The organism is Desulfoluna sp., from assembly GCF_030145185.1.
Lineage (GTDB): Bacteria > Desulfobacterota > Desulfobacteria > Desulfobacterales > Desulfolunaceae > Desulfoluna.
Genome location: NZ_JAQYWB010000022.1, coordinates 1 through 22423 on the forward strand (window position 1 = coordinate 1; position 22423 = coordinate 22423).

The window sequence follows — 22423 nt, forward strand, 5'->3', positions numbered from 1 at the left end:
GGAAGGCACCATCAAGCGCATCTACCTCGTGGGGCAAGGAACGGCAGGCATCGCCGCCCAGGCCATCGGCCATCTCTTTACCCACTACTTAGGCGACCCCGCCATCCAAATATGCCCCTTGAAGGCCTCGGAACTCTCCGGCTTTATGATGGGAGACGGCGACGGCGACACCATGGCCGATGCCCTGGTTATCGCCATCAGCCAGTCCGGCACCACCACCGACACCAACCTGGCCGTGGATATGGTCAAGGACCGGGGAGCGGCCACCCTGGCCATCGTCAACCGCCGCGATTCCGATCTCACCTTTAAAGCCGACGGCGTCGTCTACACCAGCAGCGGCCGGGACATCGAGATGAGCGTCGCTTCGACCAAAGCCTTCTACTCGCAGATCGTGGCCGGGGCTCTCATCGGCCTGCACCTGGCCGCAGAGACAAAAAAACGCGACGCCGACTTCGTCTCAGAGTCCATTCGCGAACTCCTGGCTCTGCCGTCCAAGATGCGAAAAATCCTCACCATGACCGAGGCCATCAAGGCATCGGCCGATACCCATGCCGTGTCCCGAACCTACTGGGCAACCGTGGGAAGCGGAGCCAACAAAGCCTCCTCCGATGAAATTCGCATCAAACTCAGCGAACTCTGCTATAAGACGATCTCCAGCGACTTCGTGGAAGACAAAAAACACATCGACCTCTCCTCTGAACCGCTGATCATCGTCTGCGCCGCCGGAACCCGCGAGAGCGTCCTGGGTGATATCATCAAGGACACCGCCATCTTCCACGCTCATAAAGCCATCCCCATCGTCATCACCAATGAAGGGGAAGAGCGCTTCAACGGCACGGCAGCCAGTATTTTTCGCGTCCCCGCAGTCCCCGAACACCTGGCCCCGGTGGTCAACACCCTGGTCGGTCATCTCTGGGGGTACTTCGCCGCCCTGGCCATCAACGAGGGCTCCCGCGTCATGTTCGAGCACCGCAAAGGGATTCAAAAGGTCATCACCGAATTTGAGACCAAGGGGATGAACCTGTATGAAATTATCCTTGAAAAAAAATTCCGGGAAACGATTATTGAAATCTATCGAAATTTTCGTATCAGCCGGCGGGACGGCAAGCTTCCCCCCATCCTGGGATTCAACACCGCATCAGACATCACCCTGCTGTTGAAATACCTGGCCGGCAAACTGCCCTCCGCCGACTTTGAACTGGATTTTGACTGCAAGGGCACCCCGTCGAACATGCTGGACAAACTCTTTGCCTGTTTTTCGAGCGCCATTAACGCCATGGCCCGTCCTGTTGACGCCATCAAACATCAGGCCAAAACCGTTACCGTGGGGACCAGCCGCATCACTGAGGCCTTCGAAGGGATTCTCTTCGATGAGTTAAGACAGCGGGGGATCACGCTGCCACAGGTCACCAGCACCAACGTCCTGGTCCTCAAAAACTTTCAAGGGGTGCTCTCCGGCATCGAAGGGGGGCTTCTCTACCGCATCGACGGTCTTAACCTTTTGGGGGAAGCCACTTCCGAGACCACTATCTCCCTGGTCAATAAGGACGGCATCTTTACCCACACCACCTCCCGCGTGGAGAACGATCCTCGCCTTAAAGGCACCAAGAGCATCATCGTCCGGGAAGGCAACGTCTTTGTCGGCAAGGGAAACAAAGACGATAAGAACACCCTCATCATCCCCGTGCTCTCCAAAAAGGCCAATGTCATCGAGTTCATTCTTTCCCTTAATATCACCTTCAAAAAGGGACGCATCCCCCTCCACGCCAAATCCAAGGCGCTGGGCGGTAAACACGAGCGAATTCGCAACATCATGCAGGAAAACGGCTTCACCTGGGACGACACCTACCTGGAGTTGATCCCCATCGACCAGCTTTTTGGCCTCTCCGCTGAAAAAATCGCTGAAAAAATGACGGAAGCCTTAAACAGCGCAGGGTAACCCACCCTTCCCTATTCCCACGTCACCGGGGGAGCCCTTCATTAAGGGCTTCCCCTCCATCGCATGGTGACACCCCCCGTCATATTATCCAGGCATCCCCTGACCTTCACACAGGCCCGGCCGCTTTTTTTCTACTTTTCACTCCAGTTCTCCCAGAGATCTGTCGATTCTTCTACAAGAGTCGAGCCGGACCGGCCCAAACGCCATCAATCAAAAAAATGGTGGACACCCTGTATCATTAACCCCGATAGCAGATCCCTCATGCTTCATTCACCGTTATCGGAAGGCGGCCCATGAAACAATTGCTCCCTAAAAAATACAGTTCCCGGCTGATGGCCATCACCCTCCTCGCCGGTATCCTTCCCATCGCCATCTTCGGGGTCGCCATCACCTTCATCACCTGGGACCTCCCCTCGCAAACCCGCAGGGCGATTCAACTCGGTCTCAGTGATCTCCAAAAACAAAATGAACAGACCCTGACCCACATCATAGAAAAGGCTATCCGTCAGAAATCAATCGACGTGGCCCTCCAGATTGACCTCTATCTTGAAAGTCACCCCACCCTGACCTTTGCAGACCTTCAGAAAAATGGTCGCTTTCGAAGCATCGCCCTGCAGTCCATTGAAGAAAACGGCTACACCACACTGATCGACACCCGGGAAGGGACCCTCCTGCTTCACCCCAGGGTCTCTCTGGAAAACACCCCGATGACAAACATTGCTAAAACATCCAACGATTTTCTTGCCATTGTCTCTTCAAGCCTCGGGGGTAAATTCGCCTGTGGTTATTTCTCTCTGCTGGACACCTCCGGCAATGAGCGTCGGAAATACACCTTCATTGCCCCTGTCAAAAGGCCCTCCTCTGACAATATCCCCCTGGCTGTAACCACCGTCATCACCATGGATGCTCAGAGCCCTGTCTTCCTTAAAGCCCAAGAAACATCCGAAAGCACATCCCTTTACCTCACCAAGCACGCCCAGAATCTCCTGCACACCTTCAAACGGTCCATCCTCATCTATATGCTGCTGGGAATGCCCGTCATCTTCATTCTGGCCTCCTGGGCAAGCGCCTATTTTTCCCGTGCCGTCAACCAACTGAAATACGCGACCCGGCAGATACGAAAAGGCGACTTTTCGATCCACCTCAACGACAAGGTGTCCGGGGACATCGGCGAGCTGATGCAGGATTTCAACCACATGACAGAACGCCTCGCCGAAACCACCGTCAGTAAAGAACACCTGGAAGCCAATGAGGCAGAGCTGACCCGTGAAATAAAAAAACATGAAAGGGTTCGTACAGAGCTTCAAAAGCAGCAGAAAGAGTTAAAAAAGCAAAGGGATCACCTCCACAGCATCAACGAGGAGCTCTCAAGGTCCCGGCAGAAAATCCAACGCCAGAACTGGCTGAACATTGGCCAGAGCGAATTTCACAGCAGCATCCAGGGAGAGCTCTCCTTAAAAGAACTTGGCAGGAAAACCATCCACTTTATAGCCGATTACCTGGACGCCCAGGCTGGACGGATTTACCTCGTTGCCGAAGATCATCTCTCCTGCATCGGCAGCTTTGCCGACGCCACCGAACACCTCCCCATCGCCATCGGAGAAGGCCTGGTGGGAGAAACGGCTCTCTCCGGTACCCGCCGACGTGTCACCGACGTGCCCGCCAGCTATCTGCCCATTCACTCCGGTCTCATCGACGGCTTCGCCGGTGAGGTGGTCATTCAACCCTGCCTCCAAAGCGAGAAAACACTCTGTGTTCTGGAGTTGGCAACCCTGGGTCCTTTTTCAAAGCAGGACCTCAAATTTCTGGACCTCATCAATCACCAGGTCGCAGCGGCGGTGGGCTCCACCCTGACCCGGGACAAAACAGAAGGACTGCTTCACCAAACCCAGAAACAGGCCGAGGAGTTGACGTCTCAACAAAAGACGCTCCAGCTCATTAACCAGGAGCTCGAAGAGCAGACCCAAAAACTGGAAGCGCAGAAAGAGAGCATTAAAAAAAAGAACCTCGGGCTGGAAAATGCGGGCCAACTGATCCGACAAAAGGCAAAAGACCTCGAAATCTCCAGCACCTATAAATCCCAATTTCTGGCCACCATCTCCCATGAACTCCGAACGCCGCTCAACAGCATCCTTCTCCTCTCACACATTCTGGAGGAAAACCGAGAAAAGACCCTCTCCTGTGACCAGGTAGAGTTTGCCGGCACCATCCATGCTTCAGGTTCCCAGCTCCTCTCCCTGATCAATGAGATCCTGGATCTTTCTAAAATCGAAGCCGGCGGCATGAAGGTGACCCTTGCCAGCACCCCCCTTCCCGCACTGGTGGAGAGCCTCCGCCGGATGTTTTCACCCCAGGCCAAGGAAAAAGGCCTTTCCCTCTCCCTGAACCTGGGAACGGAGGTCCCGAGCCACCTGAAAACGGACCGCCAGCGCCTGGAGCAGATTCTCAAAAATCTTCTGGCCAATGCCTTAAAATTTACCGAATCCGGTTCGGTCAGTCTTCGGATTGACTACCTGAAATCAGACGACTTTCCAAGGAATGCGACACTCACCGCGACATCCGCCCTGGCCTTCCGCGTCACAGATACCGGTATCGGCGTCCCTCTGGATAAACAGGACCATATTTTCGAGGCCTTCCGCCAGGTGGACGGCACAGAGAGCAAGCCCTATTATGGCACCGGCCTGGGCCTCACCATCTCTCGAGAGCTGGCCGGACTTCTTGGCGGCTCTCTTCACGTGTCGAGCGAATACGGCGTCGGCAGCTGTTTCACCCTCCTGCTTCCCGGAAACGACGCCCCGGCCACTCAAAATGAACACGCCTTATCAACGAACTCACCGGCTCCTGCACCCCAGCCCATGGCCATGGCCCCCGCACCCTTCTCAGGGACACCCCGCCATGACGCAACAGGAGACCCCGTCGATTTAACCCACGAGACACGCCTCATCGGACGAAAAATTCTTATTGTAGATGATGACATGCGCAACGTCTTTGCCTTGAAACGTCTGCTCCATGAAAAAGGGCTGAAGGTGGTGGTGGGCCGCACCGGCGTGGAGGGACTTTCGCGCCTGGAGGAGATCCCCGACATCGATCTCGTCTTGATGGATATCATGATGCCGGAGATGGACGGGCATGAAGCCATGCACTCCATCCGCGCCCGTGATGCATTCACGGGGCTTCCCATTATCGCCCTGACAGCCAAAGCCATGCCCGAGGACCGCGCCGCCTGCATAGAGGCCGGTGCCAGTGATTATATTCCGAAACCCGTAGACCCCGACAAGCTGATCGAAATGCTTCGGGTCTGGCTCAATACATAGAGGGCAATCCGTGGACACGTCCCACGGATCACCCTGGAGTACTAAAACCATGATAACACATACACCCCAACTGATTCTGCTGGTGGATGACCGGGAAGAGAACCTGCTCGCCCTGAAACACATCCTGGCCGGTCCCCAGGTATCTATCCTGACGGCCACATCGGGCCACGAGGCCTTGAGCCTTCTTCTGGACCACCCGGTGGCGCTGATCCTCATGGACGTGCAGATGCCGGAGATGGACGGATTTGAAACCGCCGAGCTTATTCGCGGAAACCCGGACACCTGCCGCATCCCCATTATCTTCGTCACCGCCATCAATACCGATACCCAGCACATCTTCAAAGGGTACGACGCGGGTGCCGTGGACTATCTGTCCAAGCCCCTGGACCCGGAAACCCTCGTCCGAAAAACAAAGGTATTTCTGGAACTGCATCAATACCAGCAGTCTCTGGTAGCCACCACCCAAGAGCTCACGGAGATGGTGACCACCCTTAAAAAAGCCAACGCCCAAATTCAAGTGCATCAAAAAAAGAGGCTGCAGGAAGAACGCCTGAAAGTCCTCATACAAATGGCCGGTGCCATGGCCCATGAACTGAGCCAGCCCCTGATGGCCCTTCAAGGCAATATGCAGTTGATGAAGATCCACGAGGCATCCCCGGAAAAGATCCCTCTTTATATGGACCGAATCGACGAATCAGGCCGACGTATCGCCGAGATTATTCATAAAATACAAACCCTGCACGTGGATGACACCCGGAATTACCCAGGCGATGCCTCCATCATCAATCTGGATCAAACCATCCGAATTCTTGTGGTGGGCAAAGACGGTCAAGACGGGTCCTCCCTGACGCAGGCTCTAAACACACTGGATCGTCTGGACATCGCCTGGGCCCACACGACCGATGAGGCCCAAAAAGCCCTTGAGATAAGAGCCCGTGACCTTCTGTTCATCTCCTGTGCTCGAGCCGATGAGCCCACGGAGTCGTTTATCCAAAGCCTCACAACGGCCACAAAAAGCCCTCTTTTTGTCATCATCGCCGAGACGACCGACGAGCTCAACACCTCCCGGCTCATCCGCCAGGGAGCGCTGGAAGTACTGAAGCGCGACCAGGTCTCCCCGGACCTTATCCGTGCCCTCCTTCACCGCGCCCTGGATACCGTGGTCTCTGGATCGACCCTGTCGGCCATGGATCGGGCCGACGAAGCGTCCCTCAAAGACCCCTGCACCGGACTCTACACCCGGCACTGTTTTGACAACCTTCTTCGACGCGAAGTAAACCGCGCACAGCGCATGGGGCAAGCCCTCGCCCTTCTCCTGCTCCAGATAGACAACATGGAAGAGGTGATCACCACGTACGGTCCAGAGGCGGGCGACATGGTCCTGGGCAGCCTGGGAAGCCTGCTCGACGACATGACCCGTACCGATGATCTGGCCGCCCGTTTCGGCCCCACCACCTTTGCGGTTCTGCTCAGCGGCATCACCGCCTCAGAGATTCCCCGGATTACCGAACGATTCAAAAAGGCCATGACCCAAAAAGATTTTATCTACAACGCCTTTCGGTTCAACATCACCCTGCAGGCAGGCACCGGCCTGTTGACACCCGGACCGGGAGGGAACGCAGAAGAACTCATCGCTGGGGCGCAGAAAGCCTGTGCCGGCGTGGCGGAATGCATGGCACCCTCCTCGGCATGTGAATCATCGTCTGTTTAATGGGATTGACGCGGTCTGACTCCGAGCCCCCGAACAACCAGGGTCCCACCCGTTCCGATAACAGGATAAGTGGGCAGATAACGATGGCTGACGAGGGGCTGGACATCGTGCAGAAAAAAAGGTGGGGATCGTTATGTCTCAGGGATCTATCCAGATCTTTCCCTGTTTATAAAGCTCTAATCTTTCGCGCAGCGGCGCCTCAAGGTTTGCCTCACCGCTGACCGCCAGGGCCTGAATGGCCTCCTCCTGAATATCTATGGCCTGCTTAAAAAGGCCATTAACGGCGTAAACGGCCGCCACGGTATCCAGATGACTCGGAGTTCTCTGGCTGAGGGCGTCCAACAGCAACCCTCCAAGTTCCATGGCCCGTTTGGAGTCTCGATAACGTTCATCGGGACAGGTGGCAAGCGTCCACGCCAGATCATTGATGGCACGCATTGAAATCCGGGAGGTCACCTTCAGGGCCTCCTCCAGCCAGCGTATGGAGATCCCGATATCCTGGGCAACTCCATTGCCGGTTCGATACATCCCCGCCACCTGATACATCCCCTCGGCATTGCCCAACTCGGCCGAACGCACAAACCAGGCAAAAGCCACCGTCATGTCCTTCGCCACGCCCCGTCCTCCGGCACACATGACCCCTAAGGTCATGGCCGCGGGAGAAAAATTTTGTTTGTCGGCCCTTTTAAGCCAGAAGACCGCCAGCTCATCGTCTCGAGGCACCCCTTGCCCTTCGGTATACAACAACCCCAGGGCGCAGGCAGCCTCCGGCATGCCGCGATCGGCCGCGTATTGAAAATATCGTTTAGCGGCTTGAAGGTCGACATCGGCCCCCTCCCCCTTCTGATACATGGCCCCCAGAATCTGAGAGGCCTGAATATGGCCCTGAAGGGCCGACTTCTGATACCAGGAAAACGCGGTGGGGATGTCCGGCGTTACAAAGGGCACCACCTGTCTGTGATGAAGATACCCCATGATAAACTGAGCACGCGCATCGCCGTCTTCAGCTTTCTCTTTGTCCTTCAGATATCGGTCCTGCGTATACCCCTCGGGAAAGGTCGCCACCTCATCGGTCGCAGAAGCGGCCAGCGTTGCACAAAAGGTCAAGACCAGGAAAAAAGCACCGGCAAACAGAACACGTCGATTTCTCATTCATATCCTCTTTTCCATGATGCGGCGTCCAGGCAAAGGCGTTCACATCATGAGGTAAAACATCTGAAGACCGTCCCCCCCTTCCGGGGGCCACGACACCAGACACTCAAACTCAAGCATCCACGGGAAAACACCGAAGCGAAATCACGCCCGCATACCGAAGCAAGCCCACGCCGGAAGCAAGATAAATCCCCCCCGTCACACACCCCGACCAGAGACGAATCTTGGCCGGAGTATCCATAAAGGCCACCTTGGACCCATAGGCCACACAGGTGGACACAAAGGCCACAATATAATGAAAGGAAAACCCGATGAACACGATCCCTGTCAGGCACAATGCGCCCTTTACAAGCGAGGCAGGAGTCAGCTGCGGAGCCGCCGGCAATTCAAAGGGCACCGGGTTGAACAGACGGGCCAGAGACTCTGATTTGGCAATAAGAACCCCGGAAAGGAGAAGCATGACAAAAGGAAGGAAGGTGTTGAGCTGCGCAAAGGTGCTCATCCTTGCGGCGATGGCAAACGCCTCATCCCCGGGCAGCATCCTTAAGGCATCCCTGGACATGAAGTAACTGCCTATGGCGCCGGGAATGGCGAAGAAAGCTTTGATTGCATAGAAAAGGGCCAGGAGTCGGATGAAAATACCTGTCAATTTCTGTGATTCCATGGAGGGGACCTTTCTTCATGAGTAGATTATAAAACAGACAAAATATATTTTTATATCTCATTTCCCGCCAAAACGGTATGACCAAGGTCACACGGCCATGATTTTATCCCCTCCCCCTGAGAGAGGAAAGCCCTGCGCCATCGGGCAGAAAGGGGGGAGCTTCCGCTCCTTTGCCCTGTCCCATAAATTTTACCCCCATCCAGAGGCCCATCCCGAGAAAAACCACCCCGCCCACAAATAAGGTGGTTGGCATGCCCGCCCAATCGGCATACCACCCCAGAAAAGGCCCGATCACCACAAAAGAGAGCCGGATAATCAGGCTCCGGATGGAGAGCACCGTGGCCCGGATCTCCGAAGGAGTCGATGCGTTGATGTAAGTTCTCAGCACCGGGTTTGCCACCCCTCTCACAACATAAAAAAGAAAAAGAAATCCCACGGCCCAGAGCGTGTTAAACACACTGAGACACAGATAGAGAGACCCGACGGCCACAGCCACATAAAAGACGATGCGATCCCGCCCCAGCTGAGCCTCCACCTTCCAGGCATGCATGGACACAAACCCGGTGGTAAGATTCAAGGCGGGCAAAAAGAGACCGTAAAGGGCCAGGGGAACAGATAAATAAACAAAATAGGGTTGAATCAGCCAGGCCATGGTCAAGGTGGCTGTTCCAATGACAGAGGAGTAAAGAATACTCCATTTTAAAGCCATATTGCGGGTCAATGCGTACCGAATAATTTGAAAAATCTGTGTAAAATTACCCTTGTTGGTTATCTTTCGCCGCCTCGGTTCCCGGAGAAGCAGGGCGGCGGGAATCGCCGACAGGGCCACCGCTGTCTGAAAATAAAAAGGGGTGCGCAGACTGAACACAGCCAGCCCCACCCCAATGGGCGCGGCGATGGCTTCGGCATAGTTGCCGATGGAGACAAGGCGCCCCTCCGCTTTGAGATAGGTTTCCCCCTGCCCGTTCTCCTGAAGGGTATCGTACAATAGCGCCGAATCCGAACCGGAAATAAAACTCTGCCCCACCCCCAGAACCATCTCACAGACCAGAAAACCCCAGAACCCCGTCGAGACGGAGTACATCCCAAAGCCAACAGCCCCCAGAACGCTGCCGATCACCAGCGAGAGCTTTCGTCCCCAGATATCCCCGAAATACCCCGAGGGAATCTCCATCACCACCACAGCAAAAGAATAGGCCGCCTTTAAAAGGAATAGATCCTGAGTGCCCAACCCGTTCTCCCGGTAAAACAAAAACACCACCGGCACGGTCAACATCAACCACTTGGATATCTTGATCACATACAGCTTAAATATGTTCGACTTCACATCATAACGCATCGTAAAAAAAACCTATTAAGAACAGAAAGGGGAAAAAACAGCCGCCGGGGGCAAGACGGCACATTGAAGGGAAGGTGTAGTCGATTCCCCCCTGGTTTTCAAGGAGATTCATTTAGAAGGATGGCAGGACAGAACGTGCCTGGCACACGCACCGAGGCCGCAGCACAGCCATCGAATCGAATAGGTTCTTTGATTCCGCAGGATGCGTTGGAAAGGTTTGCGACAGGTTCAAAAAGGGGTTCTGTGAACAAGAGGGGTCCGATTCAACCGAGAGATTCGTCATCGGAAGGCTCACGGTCTGAGTCGCGTCGTTTCACTTATTAACCCACCGCACAAATCATCATTGGGGCCAGAAACACCCGACCCCAATGCCTCCTACTCGACTTTATGCAGCACCTCGGCCATGACAAAAAAACTCTTGATGATGATGTAGCCACCGACGATGATCCCCACCACGGGAAGGAAGGTAAGCCCGGTGAGAAGAAAAAAGATCCCGATGGCCAGAAGGGCGATGCCGTTGGTCAAACTGCTGATCCGTTCATACATCCGGTCTTCAAACGAGACCGCGGTCGTGTGCCGCCTCTCGTTAAGGTTCCTGCGGTTTGTCATTATTTTTCGGCCGTACTTCCGTAACATCGCACCCGGACCGATCACACGCCGTTGATCACCCGAACGCTTTCCCCTCAGGACCACCACCTTTTTTTCATCTCTCAACGTATACATATCTTCCATGCTACCTCCTTCGTCGGAGCGCTATCACGCCAGAAAAAGCACCCCCCTTTCTCTGCGACTCAAATAAGGGATGTCTTTGCCGGAAGCTGCACATCCAAACGGATTAAGAAAGCCAGCGTTCCTGATGAAATCAGTTCGGGGGTTTTGAGAGCGAATCCATGAAGAGCCATCGAGTGGGGAGGGAACAACGAGGAGCAAACCCGGTACCGAAGCAACCGGAGAAGAGGCAGGACACTGCGTCAATCTATATCCCAACTATACCGTTCCCATGGCGGGCTGTCAATTCAGTCCCTGTATAATGGCCGAGCCCAATGGCACGGGATATCCAACTGAAATCATTGCAGCCATGCACATAACAGTTTACAATGCGGGCCTTGACACGGCCTCTCATTTCACCTCATTCAACCTGGAGCGTTCATGAAGAGAACGATCACCGCCGCCCTGATCTGTTTCGCTGCCACCCTCTTCCAACCCAGCGCAAGCCACGCCCGGTACGACACCTCCTGGAGATGGCAGACCCTCTCTAACGAGGCCTTCACCATCTATTACCCGGAAGGCCATGAAGCTTTTGCCCAGAGGGTCTACAACCTCTCCGAAGAGGTCTATAAAGACGTCACCGGGTATCTCGGGGTAAAACCCCGGCACTGCCCGGTGGTGATCAACCCCGGGACCGACCTGTTCAACGGCTTTTATGCCCCCCTTCCCAACCGCATCTCCCTGTATGAAACCCCTTATTATACCCTGCGGGAGTTCGGACCGGGATCCGACACGGTGGATCAACTCTTCACCCATGAGTTCACCCACTTTGTGCACCTCACAACCAAACTTGGCTGGTACGGAAAAATCACAAATTTTCTCGGAGACGCGGCGGCCGTGTCCAACCTCCTCTCCCCAGGATGGGTCGTGGAAGGACTGACCACGACCACGGAAACCCTTTTCACCGACGGGGGAAGGGGACGCTCCCCCCTTTTCAAAGGGACCCTGAACTCCTTTGCACAAAACGACGGCCTCTGGAGCCTGTCCGCAGCCGGAGCCCATCCGACGTACGCGCCGCCGTCAGGACGGATCTACCTTGCCGGCTATCACATGATCGACTATCTCAACCGCAGCTTCGGACCCACAGCGGCAGCTCGCATGACCCGAACCCAGGGAGAACACCCCGTGGGGGGCATCCGTGAGGCCCTCGTCCACGTGACGGGGCAATCCCCGGAGGACTTTTACAAAGGATTCCTGGAGGATTTCCAGAGCCAGGCGGCACTCTCCGACACCCTGGCCCTGTCTGCGGGCCTTCCCGAGGGGAAGGTGATCGCCTCGAAGGCCTTGGAGAGCTTCGAATCCCATGCCTGGACAGAGGAAGGCACCCTCCTGGCCCTGCGAAGGGGGTACGGAGAAAAAAACGCCCTCGTGGAACTCGATCCTGCCACGGGCACCAAGGTAAAAGAAACCTTTCCCGGCACCCTCTTGACAACCGCGCCCCTTCGCCTGACAGGAAACCAGAATCACGTCGTGCTGAGCGTTCCCTTTCCCCGGCCCCTGGGTGCCGGTGAACTCGACACCACGGACCTCGCCCTCTTTGACAGGAAGACCCGCAAATACGAACGCCTCACCCGAGGCGCCCACATCTTTTCGGCGGCCCCTTCCCCGGACGGCCACTCCTTTGTGGCGGCACGCCGAAACGGGATGTGGTCAGACCTGGTGCTTCTTGATGCCAATGGAAAAAATATCTCCCCGCTCTTTTCTCAGCCTGGGGCGTATTGCGAAACCCCGATCTGGTCACCGGACGGGACCACCATCGCCGCCGTGGTCAAAATCGGCCCACACGCCGACATCGTGACCCTCTCACCCAAATCAGGAACCCTGACCCCACTCTTCGGCTCCGACGTCGCCGAAGACAGCGACCCCGCCTTCTCACCGGACGGACGGTATGTCCTTTTTGCCTCCGATCGCAGCGGCATCTGGAATATTTTCGCCTATAATCGACAGGAGAAGGCGCTCAGACAACTCACCTCGGTGCGTTACGGTGCCTTTGAACCCCGCGTCTCCCCCAACGGTACCACCCTCTCCTTCACCCGCCTGAACCAGGGGGTCAAAGAGCTCTGCACCCTGCCCTTCACTCCCGAAACAGGCCCAATCGTCCCCTTGCCAAAAAACAAAAAAATGCCCACCGCCAAGCTGGACCGGGTGGCACCGCCCATCACCGCCGAGAGCCACGGCATCCCCTGGGTTGAGGCGTACAAACCCTTTCTCCACATCCCCTATTTCACAAGCGATGAAGAGGGCAGCGCCCTGGGTGTCTTTCTCATGGGACAGGATCCAGTGGGCCTGAACAGCTACCTCGGTTCCATCTTCTACGGCCTGGAATCCAACCGCCCCGGATTTGACCTCACCCTGACCCACCGTTCCTTTGCCCCCGAGATCAGCACCCGAATCTACGACAGCGCCGAAGAGGGCACCCAGGTGGCCGGTCTCGAACGATGGCAACGCGAACGAAGCCTGGAGCTGGCCCTCTCCCTTCCCGTGATCCTACAAAGTCTGCCGAGCCATATCAGCCTTCGAGGTACCGCCGGAAGCAAAATCCGAAAATTCGATGGCATCAAAAACGTCACCCTGGATCCGAACAGAGACCAATCTTTCGCCTGGTTCACGGAAGCCACCCTCACCCGCACCCCCGATGCCCCCAGGCGCGATGTACTGCCCACCTGGGGCCAGTCCCTCTTTGGCTCCTTTGAAAAAAGCATCGATAAAGCCGGCGGCGAACTCCTCTCCCACAACGGCGTCCTCTCCCTCACACACTATCTCCCCGGCCCGGCCGATCACGACGGCTTTAAACTCACCCTCACCCACCAGGCCCAGGAAGGCGACCTCTCCTACAGCAAAGACCTGAGCCTTCCCAGGGGCTACGACAAAGAGGACACCGAAGGGGGCATGAACCTCGATAAAAACCTCCTCGCCTCCCTGGAATACCATGTCCCCATCGCCTTCCCTGACTGGGGTACAGGCCTCATCCTCTGCCACGTCTCCCGCCTGAAAGCCTCCCTCTTCGCAGATGTCGGCGCCGGCTGGCAGAAAAGCTTTGACGCCAACGACTGGTCAGACCGTGCCCGCCTCTCCATCGGCACCACCCTCACCGCCCAATCCACCCTCATGGCCATCCTCCCCGTAGAGTTTGGCGTGGAAGTAGGCTATAAAACCGAAGAAAAAGAAGGCTTCGCCAATGTGATTTTTCAAATCATTTTTTAACGAATCAGGGGCTCCATGAATCCAAACGAGTCGATCACTGAATTCAAGGGAGCGGCATCCGCCAGGGAGGTAATGGCCTCCCAGTGCTCGCGGATCTCTTCGGGGGGGATGGTCCGTTTTGTGTCACCGATACAAAGACCAGGGGCGCAGCAGATGGCGGACCGACTGAACCAGCCGGCAGCGCAGTTGAAGATCATCCCGGTCTCCTGATTTTCTCTGGAGGCGAGAAAAAGGACCAGGGGAGCGATGAACTCGGGTTTGAATTTTTCCAGGAGTTCAGGGGGCATCACGTCATCGGTCATCCTGGAGGCGGCCACCGGCGCGATGGTGTTGCAGGTGACGTTGTACTTCGCCCCTTCGGAGGCCAGGCTGTGCATCAAGCCAACCACGCCCATCTTGGCTGCCATGTAAGCGGCCTGGCCAAAGTTCCCGTAGAGGCCGGAGCCGGAGGTGGTGTTGATGATCCGACCGTAACCGCTCTTTTTCATGAGAGCAAAGGCGGCTCTGCTGACGCAGAAGGCCCCCTTCAAATGGACATTTACCACCGTATCCCAATCCTCTTCCACCATTTTCAAGAGGCTCTTGTCCCGCAACACCCCCGCATTGTTTACCAGTACATCCACCCGGCCGAAATGGGCCTCGGCCGTTGCAATGATGGACTCCCCCCCTTGAAGGGTGGCCACAGAGTCGTAACTCGCCACTGCCTGCCCCCCATACGCGGCGAGCTCTTCCACCACCTTGTCTGCGGCCCCATGGGCATCCCCCGTCCCGTCACGGCGTCCCCCCAGATCGTTGACCACCACCTGCGCTCCCCGGGCGGCAAAGGCATGGGCATACGCCCTCCCAATGCCGGAACCGGCGCCAGTAATCACCACCACCTGATCATCAAAGCGAATCTCATCCATACTCGTCTCCTTTCATGGCGCCTCGCATGGCCTGCACGGATCCGACCCGGGTGCCCCACAGAGAGCACAAAACAAAAAATAAGTGCGTTACCTGTAAGGGTTAAAAATCGGAAAAAGGCATGCCGACGGCGGCTGTGTGTTGAGTTATTTCTCGGAATTGAACAAACAGAGAGGGTTGCGTACAAGCGAGATACGTATAAACACTAGTGGCGAAACACCGCTGTTGTCAAGGTGAATGTACAGGGTACATTTTAAAAAATATATCTGGCCGGAAAAAATTTCAGGAGGGAGAGAAGGCAAACAGGGGGCGGCCCATGATTTCATTTGTCATTTGATCTGGCGCGCTGTAAAAGAAGATCTTTATTCAGACAATCCAGAAAAGAAACCAAGGGCCTTTGACCCCGGTTGTTTTCCAACCTTGGCCCCTGTGATACTCTGAAAACGAAAAGGCCGTCGCACGAAGCGTGCAAGGGGTTCTCCTTGCCATCGGAGGCTGCTTTTTTTCATTATTATTTTTAGGTCAGTCACGCCACAACGTGGCCATGCATATACAAAGGACAATCACGATGATTCCCTGGGAATTTCTGGGAGAAGCCAAGGTACCGGGTGGCGGAACCCTTCGGCTGACAAAACGAAATGACGAATTTTCTATTCGGACCGACGGCTACGAGTTGATGAACAGTCGCGCCCACGGGTCCGAAGAGGTGTTGGCCGTAGAGGCGTTAAAACGCCTGGCCGGGCGAAGCGATTGCCGGATCCTCGTGGGAGGCCTTGGCATGGGATTTACCTTGCGGGCCACCCTCGACCATGCGGGAGAGAACGCCGCCGTCACGGTGGCGGAGCTGGTCCCCGAGGTGGTGGAATGGAACCGTCACCATTACGGCCACCTGGCTGGACATCCTTTAAAGGATGAACGGACCTCCGTCTTCGTGGGCGATGTCGGTGAAGCCATCAAAAAGGAGGCTCCCTGGGATGCCATTCTCCTGGATGTGGACAATGGCCCCGACGGCCTGACCCGAAGCGGAAATGACAGCCTTTACAGCAAAACAGGCATCCTCTCAGCAAAGCAGAACCTGCGGCCCGGAGGCATCCTGGGCGTCTGGTCGGCCCACGCGGATCCGATGTTTACCAAACGATTAAGCCACTGCGGCCTGGCTGTGGAGGAAGTCCACGTCAAGGCACGACTCAAGCGGGGCGGAATGCACACCTTATGGTTTGCAGTAAAAACAACAATAGAGGGGATATCATGAGTGACGACCGGTTGATGGACATTGAGACCAAGCTTGCCTTCCAGGAACACACCGTCGACGATCTCAATGAGGTGATCATTGAGCAACAAAAGGAAATTGACGGACTGAGAAAGGCGGTGGATTACCTTCTCGACAAAATGGAGCAGCTCGTCGACACTCACATGGAACGAGCCCCTGCTGACGATAAACCGCCCCATTATTAGGCCTTGCCCCCTTAAGGGCACACAAAAAAAACAGAAAGCATGCTTATGGGGGCGAGGTCTGCCCCCTTCAAAACAAAGGGTGATTGCTCACGTTCCGGGTCATACCAGAGCAAGGGCAGGACCTATCCTTCGTTTTCTACCACCTGATCCGCGTCAAAGCTCATCACCTCGCCGTCCACGGTCATAATCAGCCATTGCCCGGTGGTATCCTGGGCCTTGACAAGGCAATCAAGCGCTCGTCCTTCGGAGGTTTCTATGCGACACTCCGGATGGGTATTGAGATCGATGACGGTGACAAATTCCCGTCCTTCAGCCGCCGCCTTAAATGAGGCAGCCGCATCTTCAAACCGGGCCATCCGAGCAAACTCTTCCGGGTCCAGGGCTTTGATCTCCCCGTGACAGGCTTCAATCTTCTTTTTTATGTCGGCGATGGTTGCCAGAACTTCCCGGCTCTGCTCCTCTTCACCGGAGGGAATGGACTGCAGGATATGCTTCTGAAGATCCAAGTCCTTTTCCAGGAGGATGATCCGCTGCATGACCTCTGCGATTTTTTCTCTCATCTACCCCATCTCCTTTAGAATCTCCTTGACCAGATTGCCATCGGCCAATTTGCCAAAATGCTTCATCACCTGGCCCATGGCCTGCATGGGACTCTTCACAGATGAAAAATCAATCTGTGCGTCAATCCACGCTTTGATCTCTTCTTTGCTTGCCATTTGGGGCAGATAGCTCTGAAGCAGCTCAACGTAGTCGGAGGTTGTCTCCCCCTTAATATCCAGCACCACTTTTTCCGATTTGGCGAGACCGCGAATAATGTTCTGAAGGTCTTCATCGGTGATCTCATCCGGTGTCTTCACCCGCGTGGTCTTTTTACCACTTTCAAGGGTCATGGCCACCGTCAGCTTGGGGTACTCCCCCATAATCAGCCGAAAAGTATCCCGGGCAGCGCTGTCCTTTGTTTTCATAGCTGTCTTGAGGTCTTGTTTGATCTTGTTATAAAGAGAAACATCTGTTCCTTCACTCCAGCCATACGGAGACTTCTCGTTGTCAACCATTGCACACCTGCATTCTTCTTTTCCTCACCAAAGTGAGGCATCCCTGGCGGATGGGTTATGAATTCCTGAAAACCATCGTGCCCCGTCAAAGGGGGCATGAAACGCACCGCAGACTGTCAGCTGAAGACAGCGGCAAATGACCCGCTGTTCCTTTTCGCATGTTCATCTCGATGCTCCACGTTTCTTTACCCTATTTTTGCCATTTCGTGAACCTGAAAATGATTCACATTCCGTACACGGCATTCGCTTAGTGACCTTAAGTCAGCGCACTGGCTTTAACTCACTTTTATAAACGACATCACGACTTACAACCCCCTATTCCAATCGCAAGGATCGAGCCCTTCACAGGGAACAATGGCAGGGTATTTTTTACTTATCAGGCAACATAATGACTCAGCCACTCCTTTTAGATTGAATTTAAAAGATCGTTCCCCTATTTACTATTTGAGTCACGTTTGAACCATTTATTCACCTATTGGGGATGGTATTATGAAAAAAGCAGCACTTCTCTTTTCGGCAATGTTCCTTATTTTACTTGCCGCAGCCTCATCCTTTGCGGGCACCCTCGCAGACGTCAAAGCCAAAGGCATCCTGACCTGCGGCATCAGCGAAGGGGTTCCCGGCTTCTCAATTCCAGACTCTACCGGCACCTGGGTCGGTTTCGACGTGGACATGGCTCGCGCCGTGGCCGCCGCCGTTCTTGGCGACAGCTCCAAAGTCAAATTTGTTCCCCTGGCGTCCAAACAGAAAATCGTGGCCGTCTCCTCCGGACAGGTGGATCTCACCAGCCGCACCACCACCTGGACCCTGAAGCGCGATGCCAAACAGGGCGTCGATTTCACCCATGTGGTCTTCTACGATGGTCAGGGGTTCCTGATTCCCAACAAACTCGGCGTCAGGTCTGCCCGTGAACTCAACGGCGCCTCCGTCTGCGTCACCGCAGGGACCACCACCGAGCTCAACCTTGCGGACTTCGCCCGCGCCAACAGTATTAAGGTAGAAGCCGTGGTCTTCGACGGCAAAAAAGAGGCCCTGAACGCCTATGCCGCCGGTCGCTGCGACTGCTTTACCACCGACATCAGCCAGCTGGCCTCCCTGCGCTCCACGCTCAAAGATCCCAAGAGCCACTCCATCCTGCCTGAAGTGATCTCCAAGGAGCCCCTGGCCCCTCTGGTCCGTCATGGCGACAACCAGTGGAAAGACATCGTCACCTGGGTCATCAACGGCCTCGTGGCTGCTGAAGAGAACGGCATCACCGCCGCCAACGTGGATAAAATGAAGGCATCCGCGGAGAACCCCGTCATCCAACGCATGCTGGGCACCTCCGGCGACACCGGGAGCTATCTCGGTCTCGACAAAGAGTGGCTGGTTCGTGCCATCAAAGCCGTGGGCAACTACGGAGAGATTTACAACCGCCACTTCGGGCCCGAAACCCCCTTGAACATTCCCAGAGGCGTGAACAACCTCTGGGTCAGAGGAGGGCTGCAGTACGCCCTCCCCATCCGCTGAGAATCATAGAAAAGAGAGCACCCCAAACGGATCCATGATGTAACGGATCCGCCAGGCGTCCTTATCAGGCCTCCGGTGTTCATTGACCGGAGGCCTGCTTATTGCTTCAGGTGAAAAAGGACCCTTTTCACCCGAAACCATCCGTCACCCCTTATTTTAAAGTTGCCCCCCAAATGAAAAAACCACGGCTCTTCCTGACGAAAGAACAGGGCCGGACGATTCTCATGCAATTTCTTGTCATGGGAGGGATCCTCTGGTTCTGCCACCTTCTTTTTGTCAACACCCAGGCCAACCTTTCGGCCCGGAACATCGCCTCCGGATTCGGTTTTCTGGCCTATGAAGCCGGCATGCCCATCAGCGACGCCCTGCTGCCGTACACCCCGGCGGACTCCTACGGCTACGCCTTCTTCATCGGGGTCGTCAACACCCTTTACGTGTCTGCCATCAGCATCGTGCTGGCCACCCTCATCGGTGTGATGGTTGGCGTGGCCCGGGTCTCCAGCAACTGGCTGGTGGCGAAGCTTGCGGAAATCTACGTGGAGGTGCTACGCAACATCCCCCTCCTCTTGATCCTTTTTTTCACCTACGGAGTGGTCCTTGCGGCCCTGCCCGCCCCGCGTCAAAGCCTCCACTGGGGAACGGGGCTCTTCCTCAACAACCGTGGGATCTACTTTCCCAGGCTGATCCCCGAAACCGGCTTTTTCATGATCCCTGTGGCCTTTGTCCTCGGCCTCATCGCCGCCGTGATCCTCCACCGAAAAGCCGTAGATTTAAGAAGAAAAACCGGCCGCGCCCTTCCGTCGATTCGCATCGGCCTGGCCCTGGCTTTGGGGCTCCCCCTTCTCACCTCGCTTCTCCTCGGCATGCCCGCCGAGCTGAACATGCCGGTACTGCAAGGCTTCAACTTTGCAGGCGGAGCCGTCATTCGTCCTGAGTTCTGCGCCCTGCTCATTGGGCTGGTCCTCTACACCGCCGCCTTTATCGCTGAAAATGTCCGAAGCGGCATCCAGTCCGTTCCCCGGGGCCAGCTGGACGCGGCCCAGGCACTGGGCCTTCCCAACGGCCTCATCATGCGTCGCGTGGTGCTGCCCCAGGCCCTTCGAGTCACCATCCCGGCCACCACCAACGACTACGCCAGCCTCGTCAAAAACAGCTCCCTGGCCGTGGCCATCGGCTACCCGGATATGGTCTCCGTGGGTGGCACCATCATCGGGCAAAACGATCAGGCCATTGAGATCATCGTCATGTGGATGGCTGTCTATCTCTTTATCAACCTGATCATCTCCCTGGCCATGAACGGACTCAACGCCCGGGTACAGTTGATTGGGAGATAAAGGCAAAGGGAACGGACGGGTTGGCCCGATCGGCCCACTGGTTTCGCACAAAAAAATTTCAGCTACGTTTTAAAGAGAAGTGACGCTTATGAACCCTGCAGCAGCACAAAAAATAAACATATTTATCCCCCGGCCCAACGAAGCGCCTCCCCTGGATACCGCAGGGCCCATCGGGTGGATTCGGCAGAATCTCTTCAACGGAAAAGGCAACTCTCTGCTCACCATCCTGGCCCTTCTTTTTCTTCTCAAAACGGTCCCGGCGCTCCTCTCCTGGGCCCTGTTCAAGGCGACCTGGGTGTCAGGAGCGGCCTGTGACGCAACGCGTGAAGGGGCTTGCTGGGCCTTTGTGGTGGAAAAATTCCGGATTCTCATGGTGGGAATCTACCCGAGCCCCCACCTCTGGCGCCCTGCGGTCTCCTTCGGACTTCTTGCCACAGTCGTGATCCTTACCCTTTTTCGTCTGGTCAGTGCCCGCACCCTGGCCTTCCTCTGGTTTTCCCTGCCCCTGCCCCTCTTCTGGATCATCAATGGCGGCATGGGGCTCGCGCACGTGGATCAGTCCCTCTGGGGTGGGCTCATGCTCAGTATGGGGCTGGCTGTGGTCGGCATTCTTTTCTCGCTTCCCCTGGGCATCCTCCTCGCCCTGGGCCGACGCTCCAGGATGGCCAGCGTCAAAGCCCTCTCCATCGGAATCATCGAACTGATCCGGGGGGTGCCCCTCATCACCATCCTCTTCATGGCGTCGGTCATGCTCCCCCTCTTTCTTCCGAAGGGCGTGAACATCAACAATCTCCTGCGGGTTCAAATCGGGGTCATCCTCTTCTCTTCCGCCTACATCGCCGAGGTGATCCGGGGCGGTCTTCAAGCGATTCCCCCCGGCCAGATGGAAGCGGCCGTCTCCACCGGCCTCACCCACTGGCAGGCCACACGACTGGTCGTCCTGCCCCAGGCCCTGCGTCACGTCATCCCGTCCATTATTGGACGCTGCGTGGCCCTGTTCAAGGACACCTCCCTGGTCATCATCGTCGGCCTTCTCGATTTTCTCGGCATGATCAAAGCCTCCACCCAGGACCCTGAATGGCTCGGCTACGAAGCCGAGGCCTACGTCTTCTGCGCCCTGGTCTACTGGATCATCTGTTTCTCCATCAGCCGGTACGGACGCTCCATTGAAAAAAACAACGCCTGGTAGCAAAGGGGCAGACTGTATGAATCAAGACATCGTCATCGATATCACGGATCTCAACAAGTGGTACGGCCACTTCCATGTCTTAAAACACATTAACTTAAAGGTTCAAAAGGGGGAGCGCATCGTCATCTGCGGTCCCTCGGGCTCCGGTAAATCCACCTTGATCCGCTGCATCAACCGACTGGAAGAGCACCAGCAGGGCTCCATCGTGGTGGAAGGCACCGAGCTGACGACGAATCTTAAAAATATCAACGACATCCGTAAAAATGTAGGCATGGTCTTCCAGGGATTCAACCTGTTTCCCCACCTCACCATCCTGGAGAACCTGACCCTGGCCCCCACCTGGGTCCGCCAGTTGCCGGAGGAAAAGGCAAAAAAAATGGCCATGGAATTTCTGGCCCGGGTCCACATCGACTCCCAGGCCCACAAATTTCCCGGCCAACTCTCCGGCGGGCAGCAGCAGCGTGCGGCCATCGCAAGGGCCTTATGCATGAACCCGCGCATCATGCTCTTTGACGAGCCCACCAGCGCCCTGGACCCCGAAATGATCAAAGAGGTCCTGGACGTCATGACCGAGCTGGCCGAAGAGGGCATGACCATGATCTGCGTCACCCACGAGATGGGTTTTGCGCGCACCGTGGCGGACCGCGTCATCTTTATGGACGCCGGAGAGATCATCGAAGAGGCCCCCCCCGAAGACTTTTTCACCCACCCGACCTTTGATCGCACCCAGCTCTTTCTCAACCAGATACGCACACAATCCATTTAAAACCATGGAAACAAAGCGGGCGTGATTCGTTTGAATCACGCCCGCGTTAGGTCGGCAGGAGGGGCTAACGCCTCCCTCTCTCCTGCTGATGGACACCCCCCAAACCGTCCCTCCCATCGGT

17 protein-coding genes are annotated in these 22423 nt (G+C 55.9%); 10 read left to right on the forward strand and 7 right to left on the reverse strand.

Features of this window, described 5'->3' with window-relative positions; genetic code table 11:
- The 3 genes from Q1Q75_RS08940 to Q1Q75_RS08950 all read left to right on the forward strand — a co-directional run.
- Nucleotides 1-1939 (forward strand): SIS domain-containing protein (locus Q1Q75_RS08940; protein WP_300669536.1); only part of this gene is annotated, 1939 nt, incomplete at its 5' end.
- Between the two features lie 293 nt (nt 1940-2232).
- On the forward strand, nt 2233-5253 hold the full coding sequence (locus Q1Q75_RS08945; RefSeq protein WP_300669538.1) for a response regulator: 3021 nt from the start codon (nt 2233-2235) through the stop codon (nt 5251-5253).
- Between the two features lie 49 nt (nt 5254-5302).
- Nucleotides 5303-6964 carry a response regulator gene (locus Q1Q75_RS08950; protein ID WP_300669540.1) on the forward strand — a complete coding sequence of 554 codons (1662 nt, stop codon included), beginning with the start codon at nt 5303-5305 and terminating at the stop codon, nt 6962-6964.
- A gap of 138 nt (nt 6965-7102) precedes the next feature.
- Here Q1Q75_RS08950 and Q1Q75_RS08955 read toward each other — a convergent pair whose 3' ends face one another.
- The 4 genes from Q1Q75_RS08955 to Q1Q75_RS08970 form a co-directional block, all read right to left on the reverse strand.
- Nucleotides 7103-8116 (reverse strand): tetratricopeptide repeat protein, encoded by a 1014-nt coding sequence (locus Q1Q75_RS08955; RefSeq protein WP_300669543.1) that lies wholly within the window; start codon nt 8114-8116, stop codon nt 7103-7105.
- A 112-nt stretch (nt 8117-8228) separates the two neighbouring features.
- Nucleotides 8229-8780 (reverse strand): hypothetical protein, encoded by a 552-nt coding sequence (locus Q1Q75_RS08960; RefSeq protein WP_300669545.1) that lies wholly within the window; start codon nt 8778-8780, stop codon nt 8229-8231.
- Nucleotides 8781-8883: 103 nt separating this feature from the next.
- Nucleotides 8884-10107 carry an MFS transporter gene (locus tag Q1Q75_RS08965; protein WP_300669548.1) on the reverse strand — a complete coding sequence of 408 codons (1224 nt, stop codon included), beginning with the start codon at nt 10105-10107 and terminating at the stop codon, nt 8884-8886.
- 387 nt (nt 10108-10494) lie between these two features.
- Nucleotides 10495-10851 carry a hypothetical protein gene (locus Q1Q75_RS08970; protein WP_300669551.1) on the reverse strand — a complete coding sequence of 119 codons (357 nt, stop codon included), beginning with the start codon at nt 10849-10851 and terminating at the stop codon, nt 10495-10497.
- A gap of 417 nt (nt 10852-11268) precedes the next feature.
- Between Q1Q75_RS08970 and Q1Q75_RS08975 the strand changes: the two genes are divergently transcribed.
- The gene (locus Q1Q75_RS08975) at nt 11269-14091 is read left to right on the forward strand and encodes a hypothetical protein (protein WP_300669553.1); all 2823 of its coding nucleotides are present in this window, start codon (nt 11269-11271) and stop codon (nt 14089-14091) included.
- On the opposite strand, the gene Q1Q75_RS08980 is transcribed toward Q1Q75_RS08975, so the two are convergent.
- Nucleotides 14088-14996, reverse strand: coding sequence for an SDR family oxidoreductase (locus tag Q1Q75_RS08980; protein WP_300669556.1), 909 nt, complete (start codon nt 14994-14996; stop codon nt 14088-14090). The genes Q1Q75_RS08975 and Q1Q75_RS08980 overlap by 4 nt on opposite strands.
- Nucleotides 14997-15562: 566 nt before the next feature.
- Here Q1Q75_RS08980 and Q1Q75_RS08985 point away from each other — a divergent pair.
- Nucleotides 15563-16246 (forward strand): hypothetical protein, encoded by a 684-nt coding sequence (locus Q1Q75_RS08985; RefSeq protein ID WP_300669559.1) that lies wholly within the window; start codon nt 15563-15565, stop codon nt 16244-16246.
- Nucleotides 16243-16449, forward strand: coding sequence for a SlyX family protein (locus Q1Q75_RS08990; RefSeq protein ID WP_300669561.1), 207 nt, complete (start codon nt 16243-16245; stop codon nt 16447-16449). The genes Q1Q75_RS08985 and Q1Q75_RS08990 overlap by 4 nt, the downstream gene beginning before the upstream one ends.
- A gap of 122 nt (nt 16450-16571) precedes the next feature.
- On the opposite strand, the gene Q1Q75_RS08995 is transcribed toward Q1Q75_RS08990, so the two are convergent.
- Both Q1Q75_RS08995 and Q1Q75_RS09000 read right to left on the reverse strand, forming a co-directional pair.
- Nucleotides 16572-17009, reverse strand: a complete 438-nt coding sequence (locus Q1Q75_RS08995) for a hypothetical protein (RefSeq protein ID WP_300669564.1) — start codon at nt 17007-17009, stop codon at nt 16572-16574.
- Nucleotides 17010-17504 carry a GatB/YqeY domain-containing protein gene (locus Q1Q75_RS09000; protein WP_300669567.1) on the reverse strand — a complete coding sequence of 165 codons (495 nt, stop codon included), beginning with the start codon at nt 17502-17504 and terminating at the stop codon, nt 17010-17012. It abuts the gene before it with no gap.
- Nucleotides 17505-17993: 489 nt separating this feature from the next.
- Here Q1Q75_RS09000 and Q1Q75_RS09005 point away from each other — a divergent pair, with 489 nt between their 5' ends.
- The 4 genes from Q1Q75_RS09005 to Q1Q75_RS09020 all read left to right on the forward strand — a co-directional run bounded on the left by Q1Q75_RS09005 (nt 17994) and on the right by Q1Q75_RS09020 (nt 22302).
- A complete protein-coding gene (locus Q1Q75_RS09005) occupies nt 17994-19013 on the forward strand; it encodes an amino acid ABC transporter substrate-binding protein (RefSeq protein ID WP_300669570.1) in 1020 nt (339 codons plus the stop codon).
- 224 nt (nt 19014-19237) lie between these two features.
- Entirely contained in the window at nt 19238-20347 is a 1110-nt protein-coding gene (locus Q1Q75_RS09010; protein WP_300669573.1) for an ABC transporter permease subunit, read from the forward strand.
- 88 nt (nt 20348-20435) lie between these two features.
- Entirely contained in the window at nt 20436-21536 is a 1101-nt protein-coding gene (locus Q1Q75_RS09015; RefSeq protein WP_300669576.1) for an amino acid ABC transporter permease, read from the forward strand.
- Nucleotides 21537-21552: 16 nt separating this feature from the next.
- The gene (locus Q1Q75_RS09020; protein ID WP_300669578.1) at nt 21553-22302 is read left to right on the forward strand and encodes an amino acid ABC transporter ATP-binding protein; all 750 of its coding nucleotides are present in this window, start codon (nt 21553-21555) and stop codon (nt 22300-22302) included.
- The last annotated feature ends 121 nt before the right edge of the window (nt 22303-22423 follow it).

What these genes read in the sequence shown, in the direction of transcription:
- Q1Q75_RS09020 (WP_300669578.1), top strand. Translation starts at nt 21,553, where the DNA reads ATGAATCAAGACATCGTCATCGATATCACGGATCTCAACAAGTGGTAC.
- Q1Q75_RS08955 (WP_300669543.1), bottom strand. Translation starts at nt 8,116, where the DNA reads ATGAGAAATCGACGTGTTCTGTTTGCCGGTGCTTTTTTCCTGGTCTTG.
- Q1Q75_RS08985 (WP_300669559.1), top strand. Translation starts at nt 15,563, where the DNA reads ATGATTCCCTGGGAATTTCTGGGAGAAGCCAAGGTACCGGGTGGCGGA.
- Q1Q75_RS08990 (WP_300669561.1), top strand. Translation starts at nt 16,243, where the DNA reads ATGAGTGACGACCGGTTGATGGACATTGAGACCAAGCTTGCCTTCCAG.
- Q1Q75_RS08960 (WP_300669545.1), bottom strand. Translation starts at nt 8,780, where the DNA reads ATGGAATCACAGAAATTGACAGGTATTTTCATCCGACTCCTGGCCCTT.
- Q1Q75_RS08970 (WP_300669551.1), bottom strand. Translation starts at nt 10,851, where the DNA reads ATGGAAGATATGTATACGTTGAGAGATGAAAAAAAGGTGGTGGTCCTG.
- Q1Q75_RS09005 (WP_300669570.1), top strand. Translation starts at nt 17,994, where the DNA reads ATGAAAAAAGCAGCACTTCTCTTTTCGGCAATGTTCCTTATTTTACTT.
- Q1Q75_RS08980 (WP_300669556.1), bottom strand. Translation starts at nt 14,996, where the DNA reads ATGGATGAGATTCGCTTTGATGATCAGGTGGTGGTGATTACTGGCGCC.
- Q1Q75_RS08975 (WP_300669553.1), top strand. Translation starts at nt 11,269, where the DNA reads ATGAAGAGAACGATCACCGCCGCCCTGATCTGTTTCGCTGCCACCCTC.
- Q1Q75_RS08950 (WP_300669540.1), top strand. Translation starts at nt 5,303, where the DNA reads ATGATAACACATACACCCCAACTGATTCTGCTGGTGGATGACCGGGAA.
- Q1Q75_RS09015 (WP_300669576.1), top strand. Translation starts at nt 20,436, where the DNA reads ATGAACCCTGCAGCAGCACAAAAAATAAACATATTTATCCCCCGGCCC.
- Q1Q75_RS09000 (WP_300669567.1), bottom strand. Translation starts at nt 17,504, where the DNA reads ATGGTTGACAACGAGAAGTCTCCGTATGGCTGGAGTGAAGGAACAGAT.
- Q1Q75_RS09010 (WP_300669573.1), top strand. Translation starts at nt 19,238, where the DNA reads ATGCAATTTCTTGTCATGGGAGGGATCCTCTGGTTCTGCCACCTTCTT.
- Q1Q75_RS08995 (WP_300669564.1), bottom strand. Translation starts at nt 17,009, where the DNA reads ATGAGAGAAAAAATCGCAGAGGTCATGCAGCGGATCATCCTCCTGGAA.
- Q1Q75_RS08945 (WP_300669538.1), top strand. Translation starts at nt 2,233, where the DNA reads ATGAAACAATTGCTCCCTAAAAAATACAGTTCCCGGCTGATGGCCATC.